Origin of the sequence: Colwellia psychrerythraea, assembly GCF_000764225.1 — a bacterium.
Classification (GTDB): Bacteria; Pseudomonadota; Gammaproteobacteria; order Enterobacterales; family Alteromonadaceae; genus Colwellia; species Colwellia psychrerythraea_D.
In genome coordinates this window covers 234,415-246,990 of sequence record NZ_JQED01000029.1, presented here as the reverse complement: position 1 = coordinate 246,990, position 12,576 = coordinate 234,415, and the positions used below count along the sequence as shown (strand labels likewise).

Genomic DNA, 12,576 nt, shown 5'->3' with positions numbered 1-12,576 from the left:
CCGAAATTTGTAAGAATTTCGGGCTTTTTTTGATTATTTTAGTGTCGCCTTAGGCCAACTTTAAATTGAATTAATCTACTATTACTTAGCATTTAGCTCGTGTTCATGGTGTTGAGCTATCTCATCGGTTATGGCTTGTTGTTTCCTTTGTTCAGATACTTTACGTTCGGTTAACCAATAAAAGAATAACGGCACAAAGAATATCGCTAAAAATGTTGCCGCTATCATGCCACCCATAACACCTGTACCTACACTATGGCGAGCACCAGCACCTGCACCAGAACTCAATGCTAACGGTACAACGCCTAAGATAAAGGCGAGGGATGTCATTATTATAGGTCTAAAACGCAAGCGAGCAGCTTCTAAAGCAGCAGCCCCTGTTGTCCAGCCTTCTTGTTTTTTCATTAAGGCATATTCAACTATTAAAATGGCATTTTTACTTGCTAAACCGAGCAGTGTAACCAAGCCTATTTGAAAATAGACATCACTGGTCATGCCAGCAACCCAAACAGACACTAACGCACCAAATATACCAAAGGGTAAAGCCAACAGTACTGATAACGGTAGAGACCAACGTTCATAAAGTGCAGCTAGAATCAAAAATACCATGATCACAGCCATGCCCAATGCAATGGCGGTAGAGCCAGAACTTCTTTTTTCTTGATAAGCAGTGCCTGTCCATTCATAACTCATGTCAGAAGGTAATACTTCTTTAGCAATTCGTTCAATTTCAGCAATTGCTTGGCCAGAGCTATACCCCGGTGCTGCACTGCCTAATAATTTTACAGCAGACAAGTTATTGTATCTGTCTAAACTATCAGGACCACTGCTGTAGTTAATTTCAGCAAAAGCAGAAATAGGGATCATTTCTCCGCCATTACTTTTGACGTAAATACGTGAGATATCTTTTGGACTCATTCGAAATTCAGGCTCTGCCGACATAAGTACCTGCCATGTTCGACCGAATTTATTGAAGTCATTTAGATAATAAGTGCCCATGGTTCCAGCTAAGGCATTAAAAGCATTATTGATTGGAATATCCATCGCGCGGGCTTGTTCACGATCAATCTCCACAGTCAGTTGGGGTGAGTCTGAACGCCATAATGTTTGCACGCCGGCAAGTATTGGACTTTGCTGAGCTGCGCCCATCATTGCTTGCATGCTTTGTTTTAACTTAGCTACGCCACCGTCACCACGGTTCTGTAAATAGAACTCAAAACCACCGGTATTACCTAAACCTGGTATCGCGGGTGGATTAAAGGCTAACACTAAAGCTTCTTTAATATTAGCGGTTTTCATAAATAACTCACCGACTAATTGCTGAGTACTTATTTCTCGATCATCCCAATGTTTTTGGGTAACAAAGAGTGTTGCCGCGTTATTTTTGTAACCACCACCGAGAAAATCAAAGCCGGTAAATGAAACAACATTCTCATTCGCTGGATTGGACTCTATCGCGGCGATGACTTCCTTAACGACTTTGCTGGTTCGTTGTAATGAGGCACCATCGGGTAAAAATACCGCTGAAATATAAAAACCTTGGTCTTCATCTGGCACTAAAGAGCTTGGCGTTTTTAACCACATATTTGCTGTAATAACGACCATGCCAATAACGAGCATCGAAGCTAATAAACCACGACGAAGAAAGAAGCTTACCCCTGTGACGTAGTGCCCAGTCACTTTATTGAAAAAGCGATTAAAACCGTTAAAGAAGACGTTTGTTTTTTTGTCTTCATGTTTCAATACTAAAACACATAAAGCAGGTGTCATGGTTAACGCCACTAGGCCTGATAAACTTACCGAGATAGATATTGTGATAGCAAACTGACGGAATAATTCGCCAGTTAAGCCACCTAAAAAGGCAATAGGTACAAAGACTGAACATAGCACCAATACAATGGCAACGACTGGGCCACTGACTTCCTTCATTGCTTTGATAGCTGCGTCACGAACAGAGACATCTTCTTCATGCATAATACGCTCGACGTTCTCAAGAACAACGATTGCATCATCCACCACAATACCAATGGATAACACCATACCAAATAAGGTTAAGGTATTAATTGAATAACCTAGCATATACAGGCCCGCAAACGTGCCTAATAAAGAAACGGGCACTGCCATGATAGGAATTAAGGTCGCACGCCAATTTTGTAAAAAGATAAACACTACTAGGAATACGAGTAACATTGCTTCGCCAAGGGTTTTCAATACTTCGCGAATAGAAACTTTTACAAAACGAGTGGTGTCGTATGGTAACAAGTGCTCAAGCCCAGTAGGGAAACGGCTCTCTAATTCAGCAATGGTGGCATTAACTTCGTCAGCTACATCAAGCGCATTAGCGCCAGGTTGTAAGAAAATACCAAGCAGTACTGCTTTTTTACCGTTGATACGGCCATCAAAGTCATAATCTTTTGAGCCTAATTCTACACGGGCAATGTCTTTTAAACGCAATGAACTACCATCGGTATTCGAGCGAATAATAATCTCTTCAAACTCTTTTGCCGTGCTTAGTCTCCCTTGTACTTTTACACTATAAACCAAGGATTGTGGGCTAACGGAAGTGGGCGTGGCACCAATTCTACCTGCTGCATATTGTGAGTTTTGTTCGCGTACTGCATTACTAATTTCTTCAACAGTAACGCCTAACTGGCTCATGACATCAGGACGTAACCAAATACGCATGGCGTAATCTTTTGCGCCAAAAATTTGTACGCTTGTTGTGCCCGGAATACGCTTGATTTTATCAAGAATATTTAAAGTAACATAATTAGAAGTCCACAATGCTTCGCGGCTATCATCAGGGGAATAAAAAGCATGTACATGTAAAAAGCTTGATGAGCCTTTAGCAACCACAACACCTTGACGACGGGTTTCTTCAGGTAAACGCGCTTCGACTTGTTTAACCCGATTGTTCACATTTACCGAAGCTTGGTCTGGATCTGTGCCAATTTCAAAGGTAACCGTGATAGTTGTTGCTCCTGAACTGGTTGATGTTGAGGACATATACATCATGCCTTCAACTCCTGTGATGGCATTTTCTAAAGGTGTCGCAACAGTTTGTTCTAATACTTCAGCAGATGCACCGGGGTATACTGCCGTAACTTGCACAACGGGAGGTGACATTTCAGGGTATTGCGCAATAGATAAACTGCGCATAGCAGCTAAGCCAGCCAAAACAATAAAAATAGAAATGACAAAAGCAAAGATAGGTCGGTCAATAAAATAACGAGAAAACATTAATCTGCCCCTTATTGCTGTGCGGCAGACGGTAACTGATCATCAGCTAGACGTATTGGCATACCAGGGAAGAAAATACGTGCCATGCCATCAATAATAACTTGGTCGCCAGTTTTTAAACCTTCACGAATTACCCAGCCATTTTCTATATCTTTGGCTCCTGTTACCCATTCCCCAACAACGACAGGAGCAGGTAATGCGACAGTCACTCCCTCTTCATTTTTAGCCATAACATATACAAACTTACCAAGACCATTATCTAAAACGGCTCTTTGTGGCACAACATAGGCATTTTCACGAACAGCACCTTCTAATATGATGCGAACAAATTGTCCGGGTCTTAATGAAAAGTTAGGGTTTGGTGTTATTGCCTGTAACTCACTTGTGCCTGTTTGACTGTTAATTCGTATATCGCTGAAGTTAACTTGCCCAACCTGAGGATGAAGTGAACCATCAAATAATTTAATCTTCGTGTTCCAATGACCTTCTTCTGGCAAGGTCAGTAAACCTGCCGCGGCATCATTACGCATTTGTAATTGCTCACGTTCTGATAAACCAAATCGTACACGAATGGGATCAATTTGGGTTAATTGAGTTAATAATACTTCAGGGCCTGAAACATAAGTTCCTTCAGACACTAATTCACGACCAACAATACCAGTAACAGGAGAAATCACCTTGGTATAATCTAAGCGAAGCTTTGCTTGCTCCAAGTTCGCCTGCATTGACTTCACGTCAGCTAAATTAATGTCAGCACTTGAAATCGCATTGTCTAACTCACGTTGTGAAATAGAATTTTTTTCACGTAGTGGTCTTATGCGATTAACTTCACGTTGAGCCTGTTCTAGTCGGACTTTAGCAGCATTCAAATCGGCTTTGCTTTTCGCTACTTCAGCGGCATAATTTTTCGCATCTAAGCTAAATAATGACTGTCCTGCTTTGACTTTATCTCCCTCGCTAAAGTTTCGGGTTTGCAAAATACCAGAGACTTGCGCACGAATTTCTACTTCTTTTGCACCCGATAATGTCGCGGGTAATTCAATACTAAAAGGAACTGATTGAGTTGTCATACTCATCACAGATACAGCTGCAGGTTGCATACCTGCAGGGGCAGACTGTTGTGCTTGTTCACAGCCACTAAGAGCTGTAGCAAGGAGTACGCTGGAGGATACCAAGAATAGACGACTAAAAAATGGTTTTAGTTGACCATTTAACATAAAACGAAATGTTGACATAACAAACCTATAACGAAATGACCAAATACATAATAACATTAGGGTCTGTTGAACTTTCGCGGTTAAATTTTGTTCGAGATAAAAGCATTTTAATCGCGGCGAGTAGTGTGTAGCCTAGTCATTCTAAGCAAATACTACTCAACAAAGAGTAAAACGCTTTTAGCCGAATCCTTCGGACAGCGTTTGTTGGTCATTTTTACGGCGTTATCGCCTTTTTATGTGGAACAACCACATGACAAAGGCTCTGCCTTGTATAAATATCCAATAAATAGCTGCAAAAACAATCTCGAAAGATAAACAGACCCTTAGCATTACATGTTTAGTACAAAATAAAACAAAATGTAAACTACTCGGTGCAGTTTACCTATTTTTATTGAAAAGTAAACTAAACAGTGTAGTATTTACCTATAATTCGATTTTTATAATTAAGTAGTATGGAAAAAGCATTAACCCTAACGGAAAAAAAACGTTTGGATATTTTAGCTGCAGCACAAGATGAGTTTAAAGAGAAGGGGTTTCTCGGTGCAAGCATGGACTCATTGGCTAAAAGAGCCGAAGTATCGAAACGAACCGTTTACAATCATTTCCCTAGTAAAGATGTTTTGTTTCACAATATTGTTAAAGAACTTTGTGACTCCTTCAATCAAGCGACCAATATTCAATACCACCCTGATAAACCACTTGATGAGCAATTGCATATTGCTGCAACGAGTGAAATTCAATTACTCGCCTCTGAATGTTTTCGAGACTTAAATCGCATTACTATTTCCGAGTGTATTCGCTCACCTGAATTAGCCTCAAGTACTTTAGAACATCTAGGCCAACAAAAAGATGGTTTACATGTTTGGATTAATGAAGCGATGAATGATGGTCGATTAAAAACTGCTGATGCCCACTTTGCCGCTCAACAATTTTTAGGTTTGATTAAGGCGAGCGCTTTTTGGCCACAATTATTTATGAGTCAAACTTTTCCATCACCTGAGCAACAGAAAATAATTGCTGATGATACCGTGTTAATGTTTTTAGCTCGTTATCAAGCATAAAAATTAAAGAAATGAAGCCAACTTTTCACTTAGGAAATGGACATTAATTCGACATTATTTAATCGAAAATTCTATTAATGGACATCTTTACAGCCACTAACACTTTTCCTCACACAATGTTGCGCGTATTTTTACGCCTTAGTGTATTCGACTTGTAGCACTAAGGTAGCACTTCTTTTTAATCTTTTGTTTATTACAGTTAGCTTTGTTCAGAAAATATGCGTCTGAATTAAACCAAAACTAAATAAGAGGTTAACAATGATAATAAATATAATAACCAAAATTAAAAAAGTAACACTTGTTTTGATCTTGATGCTGAGCGCGAATGCCAGTTATGCCGTATGTGTGGATAATGTAGTCTTAGTGCATGGTAATTCAGGTTCGCCGTCCGATTGGGTGAATACTTATGAGTTACTATTAGCCAACGGTTACCAGAGTAGTGATATTTTTCGCCCTTCATGGGGCAGTGCCTACGCCAGTAATAATAATCATAGTGGCTCAGAAGAAACGCCAGTAAAAAATGCAATAAATGATGCGCTCGCCAGCTCATGTACAGGAAAAATAGATATAATTGCACACTCTATGGGAGTTACCTTAGCGGCACAACAAGTGATTAAATTAGTTAAAAGTAGTCAGGTTGATACCTTTGTTGGCATTGCTGGTGCTTATCGTGGTTTATGGACATGCGGTGCTTACCCTTGGAATGTTTATACGCCAACCTGTGGTGTCAATGGTTTATCTGTCTCTAGCCCATTTCTAGATTGGTTATATGGCAAAACAATTGCTAACAAGGTTTACTCGATTAAAAGCTGGACTGATCCCATTGTTTGCGGTAGTGGTGTTTGTACAGTGGGAGGAATTCATTCAAGTCAAATCGCTAATGAAAATGCTAGCTATACTTATGCTTTAGGACACTTTGGTTTACAAACTTATACGGCCAGCAAACAATATGATTTGATACAATAAGTTATTTTACTGTCTTAGTTGTGACACTTAATCTTATACGAACAATATGAATTATTTCTTTTGATTTATTAATTTCTTGTCATTCATTTGAGTGCTATTACTTAGTCAATTAAGAAAAATGAGTGGTTAGGCGAAGCCTAACAATACCGATTAATTCTATAGATTTGTGAAATCTAATAAGGCAGTATCAAATATATAGCTTATTATTGTTTTATGGCAGTAACGAGCTTCACTTCGTATAACCCCAATGATATGGATTGGGGGTCTCTACCAGGAACCAATAAATCCTGATTACGAAGAGTTTAGCGCTTTAGTGCTTTCTCTTTGTACGAATATTTTTCATTCAAAAGAAAGTACTGAATGAACTTTTACCATTATTGGGAACTCCATCATGAATGAATTTATCCAATCTTTACCTAAAGTAGAACTCCACCTCCATATAGAAGGAACGCTTGAGCCTGAACTAATGCTTAAATTAGCTAAGCGAAATGGCATAAAGATTCCTTTCAATTCCGTTGAAGAAATCAGAGACGCATACAACTTTCAAGACTTACAATCATTTTTGGATATCTACTTCCAAGGGGCTGATGTACTGATTCATGAGCAAGATTTTTTTGAGCTCACTTGGGCTTATTTATTGCGCTGCAAAGAAGATAATGTGCTGCATACAGAAATATTTTTTGACCCTCAAGCGCATACAGAGCGCGGTGTTTTGTTCGATACTGTGCTTTACGGTATTCATCGTGCGCTTGAAAAAGGCCGAGATGAATTAGGCATCAGCAGTAAATTAATTATGTGTTTCTTGCGCCATTTAGATGAGGAGTCTGCATTTAATACCCTCCTAAAAGCCCAGTCACATAAAGATAAAATTATTGGAGTAGGCTTAGACTCTACAGAAATAGGTAACCCTGCAAGTAAATTTGAACGCGTTTTTAAACAAGCAATTGAACAAGGGTTTTTAACTGTTGCTCACGCAGGTGAAGAAGGGCCAGCACAAAATATTAATGAGGCGTTAAACCTATTACAAATTACTCGTATTGATCACGGAGTTCGTTGTTCAGAAGATGCAAGTTTAGTAAAACAGCTTATACATGAGAGAACTCCGCTTACGGTTTGCCCGCTCTCTAATATTAAGCTAAAGGTTTTTGATTGTATGGAACAGCACAATATTGTGTTATTACTGCGTCAAGGCGTTTGTGTCACGATTAATTCTGACGATCCGGCCTATTTTGGTGGGTATATGACAGATAATTTTTTGGCGGTAAATGATGCACACCCGATGAGTAAAACAGAAATTGCTCAATTTACTTTTAACGCCATTGAAGCCAGCTTTGTTTCACCAAGTGAACAAGAAAAACTAAGACAAATGACACTGAAATATGTTGAGCAACATCAATAGTTTGTGAACAGATAAAAACGAGCCAGCTGGTTCGTTTTTATCAAAGCTATACTGAATATCTCTTGGCTAATTAATTTTGAAACTGTCTTTTAGGATAAGTTTTGTAGGTGATTTTTTACAAACCTCTTTGCCATTCTTGCCTTAAGTTTGCATCATTTGGTTGTTGTAACGCATGTCTTACCTGAGCCAATAATGCTTCTTTATCATTGCCTAATACTCCCTTTAAAACTAAGTAGTTTGACGCATGATCAGATCGGAATATGGTTCGTTCTAATTCGAGTTCAGATAACAAAATATCCATTTCGGTAAATAACTCATGTTGTGTTAATTGGCGAAAAGGCTGTAAAGATGCTTGAGAAAACTTTTCTGCAAAACGTAGTTCACCTAAAGGGAAAGAAACAACAAGAGTTGATAAATAATTAGGTTGGGCTTCATTCATCAACTTAGCTGAATTGATGGCATGTTGACGAGATAATTCAGGCCCCCCTAAGCCATTAAGAATCATCACTGAACTTTTCATGCCTGCTTGTTTGATCTTATTGAGTGCGATTAACGAGCTTTGATAGCTTTCACCTTTCTCAATGAGGGCAAGAACTTCATCGTCACCACTTTCACAGCCAATATACATTAACTTAAGGCCTAAAGCGTTCAGCTCTGCTAGTTGTTCAACGGTTTTATTGCCAAGGTTTCGTGGTAAGCAATAACTAGAGACCCGTGAAACATCGGGCAGATGCAACTTTATTAATTGAAGAATTTCCTTCAGACGATTAAAAGGCAGCATCATGGCATCGCCGTCAGCTAGAAATACCCGTCTTGTTGGGATGCCTGAATTAGCGATCTTTTTAATTTCTTGCTCGATCAGTTCAATTTTTTTGGGTTTGAATTTTTTATCTTTGCTGGTATACATATCGCAAAAAGTGCACTTATTCCACGAGCAACCATTAGTGACTTGCAGTATCAAGCTTTTCCATTCACTTGGTGGACGAAAGACAGGTTCAATATAGTTTAAAGGGTACATAATATTTTTTTCATAGTTAGAGCAATTTTAAGGCGTAGCTAGTTTATAAGCGTACTTTTAGCGTTACTGTCTTCTGTTTGTTTTGTTATTCGCTCTTTAGTCACTTGGTCGAGCTTTATCATATAAGAGTTTCGACCTATGCCACTAAATTCCTCATCGGTAAATATGATGGTATTATTATCAGAAAAAGTTACCGCCTCTTTTTGAGTAACTATGCCTAAATCAATTTTATAGGCATCGCCTGAGAAAAAATTATCGTCTTGCCAGTTTTCGAATAACCATAAACGTTCTGAGTCTAAAAGCACTAGTTTTGTTCTATCTGGGCTTAGTGCGGCAGATGTGATCCAACACAGCTTTTCATGGGTAGTACAGGTATTAAAATTACTAATAAAGTCGGCTTGGTAATTATCGGCATGATCGCCAATTTTATATAAGTTGGTATCGCCATCAAAGGGCTCAGTGCGGTTTTTGGAAAACAGGTATAAGTGTTTTTTGTAAAAAACAAAGGCTTCTAAGTCAAAGTTCTTTTCAGAAGCTTTGGGTGGATAATGCAACTGTGCTGGAAAGGTAAATTTAATTATTTCAGCTTGAGTTTCAGTGCCCTTGATATCGATGGGGTTTTCAATTTTATAAATAGTTAACCACTTACGTACATTGTCATTATTACCAAAATCACCGATGAAAAAGTGGCCGAAGTCATCTTGGGTCATATCCTCCCAATCTAAATTTCTTGCATTCGTGACTGTAATTGTTTTGTCTACTTTACCATCGCTTTGGATACGATGTATTTGGGCTAAATTACCGCCATCATTAATGCCCCACAAGTGACCTGCCTTGTCGACTTCAATACCCGAAATTTCTTTAAGCTTACTATCTAATGTTACTAGTTTGCTGCTATATAGTTGATTGATAGCAGTCAGTGTAAGAATAATCACGAGTAAAGTGCTACAGATTACTATTGCGTAAACCGATCTTTTAATCATTAACTTTCCCAGTGCTGTGAAACAGTTAGCGTCATTTTCACGCTATGTCTTTCGGATAAATAAGCATAAGCAATGTTATCTTTTTTGAATGAATCCTTGGCTTTCATCGTTTACTTCAATTCATAGATCAAATTAATTGCCCGATAAAATAGCACAGCTAGCTTAATTTACCTGATATTTTTTTGCCGTATTTACTCGCTACTTTTAACACGTGTTTGATTTAATCGTTGTTTAATAAATATAGCTTTGTCTTACACTTTCACCATTATTCGCTCTTTTTTTACTAACATATATTCAAATGTTCTGCTGTAAAGTGTAAGTCTTTTAGTCTTGTGTTTTGATGCTGTTTAGTTTGATTACTAACCGTTTTTTATTTTACTTTGTCTAAAAAGAAAACAATTAACGTCATGGGTAGGTGGGGTTTATCTTTAAATTGCTGTATGATGTGCGCCTTTAAAATGTCTATCACATTAGCAAAATCTAGGAATACCTTTTGATCACTACATCGAACATTACCATGCAATTTGGCGCAGAGCCGTTATTTGAAAACATTTCGGCTAAATTTGGCAACGGTCACCGTTACGGTTTGATTGGTGCAAATGGCTGTGGCAAGTCTACATTTATGAAGATCCTTAGTGGTGATTTAGCGCCTAGTTCAGGTAATGTATCGGTTAGTACTGGTAACAAAGTAAGTACCTTAGGTCAGGATCAGTTCGCCTTTGAAGAGTTCAACGTTATTGATACCGTGATTATGGGGGATATGCGATTATGGAAAGTAAAGCAAGAACGAGATGCCATTTACGCACAAGCTGAAATGAGTGAAGCCGACGGTATGCGTGCGGGTGAGTTAGAAAGTGAATTTGCCGAAATGGATGGTTACACCGCTGAAAGTCGTGCAGGTGAAATTCTGCTAGATGCAGGTATTGAAGAGTCTTTTCATTACGGTTCAATGCAACAAGTTGCGCCAGGTTGGAAGTTACGTGTTTTACTAGCGCAAGCCTTATTTGCTAACCCAGATATTCTTTTACTCGATGAACCAACCAACAACTTGGATATTCATACTATTAGTTGGTTAGAAGGCGAATTGAACAAACGTAAATGTACCATGATTATCATTTCGCATGATAGGCACTTTCTCAACTCAGTATGTACTCACATGGCTGATATTGATTACGGTGAGTTACGCATTTATCCTGGTAACTATGAGTTCTTCTTAGCGCAATCTGCCTTACTACGCGAACAGTTATTATCGGGTAATGTCAAAAAAGCTGAAGAAATTGCTGAGTTACAAGATTTTGTTAACCGCTTTGGTGCGAACGCATCAAAAGCAAAACAAGCCAGCTCCCGTGCTAAGAAAATGGAAAAAATTAAACTGGATGATGTTAAGTCGTCAAGCCGTATTACACCAAAAATTGCCTTTGCCCCAGGAAAAAAAATGCATCGACAAGCATTAGAGCTTGAAGGTTTAACGCACGGTTTTGATGGTGAAACCTTATTTACCAAAGGTGACTTACTGTTAGAAGCTGGCGCAAAGTTAGCCATTATTGGCGAAAATGGCGTAGGGAAAACCACGCTATTGCGTTGTTTAATGGGCGAGCTAGAACACAATGAAGGTGTTGTTAAGTGGTCTGAAAATGCATCTGTTGGCTATTGCCCGCAAGATAGTGGTTCATTTTTTGATAATGACTTAACCCTAATGGATTGGATGTCTCAATGGCGTAGACCTTGCCACAACGATTTAAGTGTTCGTGGCATGTTAGGTCGTATGTTATTTACTGATGATGATGCAAATAAAAAGGCGCGCAATTGCTCTGGTGGTGAAAAGAACCGCTTATTGTTTGGTAAGTTGATGATGGCAGATGTGAACGTATTAATCATGGATGAGCCGACTAACCACATGGATATTGAAGCGATTGATGCGTTAAATAATGCACTTAAAGACTTTGAAGGTACGTTAATTTTTGTTAGCCATGACCGTGAGTTTGTATCTTCATTAGCAACAAGAATTATTGATATTAAAGATAAAAAATTAGTGGACTTCCAAGGCACATTAGATGAATACCTTGGTAGCCAAATACAAACTCAAAAAATAGCGTAATCAGTTCGATTTGCTTTGAGTTGAATGCATTTCACCTGATGAATAAATCAAGTACAAGTAGATAAAAAGTTAAGGTGGTTAATCACACCTTAACTTTTTATGACTTTCGATGTTGTTTCTTGCGTCTATCATTGTTTTTTGCATTCGAAATAACACTAGCACTTATGGGTAAACGAACCTTATGTTCATTTTTATCTATAAGTTGTAACGCCTAAGGCAACGGCATACCTGCCATAATTGACATGAATAAAGCTGATATTAATAGCTAAACCTTCCAAAAATTGCCTTGTCTGACTGTTGTTGATTGGCGACATGCCTTTTTCGCTTAACTTTTATCGCCTACTCTTTGTTTAGTTTAGTTATATTATTCTTTACAGGCCTTGTTATCAAAGCCTATGGCCTATGGTGTGTTGCTTTTTGGCAACAGTCAATGTGTAGTGTTTTCATTTAAATCTTTTGAGAACAATGAATTGTCAAATTGGTCTACTTCGTGCTTTAGCTACGGAGCTGATTATGTAATCTTGTTAATTAGCCACATAACATTTATGACCGACAATGTTCTTTGCTCAAGCTTAAACACTGGCTTTGGCCAAT

General features: G+C 38.5%; 9 protein-coding genes and 1 riboswitch. Of the genes, 5 read left to right on the top strand and 4 right to left on the bottom strand.

Annotation, left to right across the window (positions count from 1 at the left end):
* Window positions 1-81: 81 nt before the first annotated feature.
* Both ND2E_RS09650 and ND2E_RS09655 read right to left on the bottom strand, forming a co-directional pair.
* On the bottom strand, window positions 82-3,240 hold the full coding sequence (locus ND2E_RS09650; protein WP_033094102.1) for an efflux RND transporter permease subunit: 3,159 nt from the start codon (window positions 3,238-3,240) through the stop codon (window positions 82-84).
* A gap of 11 nt (window positions 3,241-3,251) precedes the next feature.
* Window positions 3,252-4,475, bottom strand: a complete 1,224-nt coding sequence (locus ND2E_RS09655) for an efflux RND transporter periplasmic adaptor subunit (protein WP_150113747.1) — start codon at window positions 4,473-4,475, stop codon at window positions 3,252-3,254.
* Window positions 4,476-4,580: 105 nt separating this feature from the next.
* Here ND2E_RS09655 and ND2E_RS23330 point away from each other — a divergent pair, with 105 nt between their 5' ends.
* The 4 genes from ND2E_RS23330 to ND2E_RS09670 all read left to right on the top strand — a co-directional run bounded on the left by ND2E_RS23330 (window position 4,581) and on the right by ND2E_RS09670 (window position 7,883).
* Complete coding sequence (locus tag ND2E_RS23330; protein WP_081962046.1) at window positions 4,581-4,772, top strand: hypothetical protein; 192 nt, start codon at window positions 4,581-4,583, stop codon at window positions 4,770-4,772.
* A gap of 137 nt (window positions 4,773-4,909) precedes the next feature.
* Window positions 4,910-5,518 carry a TetR/AcrR family transcriptional regulator gene (locus tag ND2E_RS09660; RefSeq protein WP_033094101.1) on the top strand — a complete coding sequence of 203 codons (609 nt, stop codon included), beginning with the start codon at window positions 4,910-4,912 and terminating at the stop codon, window positions 5,516-5,518.
* A 258-nt stretch (window positions 5,519-5,776) separates the two neighbouring features.
* On the top strand, window positions 5,777-6,484 hold the full coding sequence (locus ND2E_RS09665; RefSeq protein ID WP_150113746.1) for an esterase/lipase family protein: 708 nt from the start codon (window positions 5,777-5,779) through the stop codon (window positions 6,482-6,484).
* Between the two features lie 214 nt (window positions 6,485-6,698).
* Window positions 6,699-6,798, top strand: a riboswitch (purine riboswitch).
* Between the two features lie 77 nt (window positions 6,799-6,875).
* On the top strand, window positions 6,876-7,883 hold the full coding sequence (locus tag ND2E_RS09670) for an adenosine deaminase (protein WP_033094100.1): 1,008 nt from the start codon (window positions 6,876-6,878) through the stop codon (window positions 7,881-7,883).
* A 115-nt stretch (window positions 7,884-7,998) separates the two neighbouring features.
* Here ND2E_RS09670 and ND2E_RS09675 read toward each other — a convergent pair whose 3' ends face one another.
* Together ND2E_RS09675 and ND2E_RS09680 are read right to left on the bottom strand one after the other, a co-directional pair.
* Window positions 7,999-8,901: a radical SAM protein gene (locus tag ND2E_RS09675; protein ID WP_033094099.1), complete on the bottom strand. Its 903-nt coding sequence runs from the start codon at window positions 8,899-8,901 to the stop codon at window positions 7,999-8,001.
* 38 nt (window positions 8,902-8,939) lie between these two features.
* On the bottom strand, window positions 8,940-9,884 hold the full coding sequence (locus tag ND2E_RS09680) for a hypothetical protein (protein ID WP_033094098.1): 945 nt from the start codon (window positions 9,882-9,884) through the stop codon (window positions 8,940-8,942).
* 493 nt (window positions 9,885-10,377) lie between these two features.
* Here ND2E_RS09680 and ND2E_RS09685 point away from each other — a divergent pair, with 493 nt between their 5' ends.
* Window positions 10,378-11,982 (top strand): ABC-F family ATPase, encoded by a 1,605-nt coding sequence (locus ND2E_RS09685; RefSeq protein ID WP_033094097.1) that lies wholly within the window; start codon window positions 10,378-10,380, stop codon window positions 11,980-11,982.
* The last annotated feature ends 594 nt before the right edge of the window (window positions 11,983-12,576 follow it).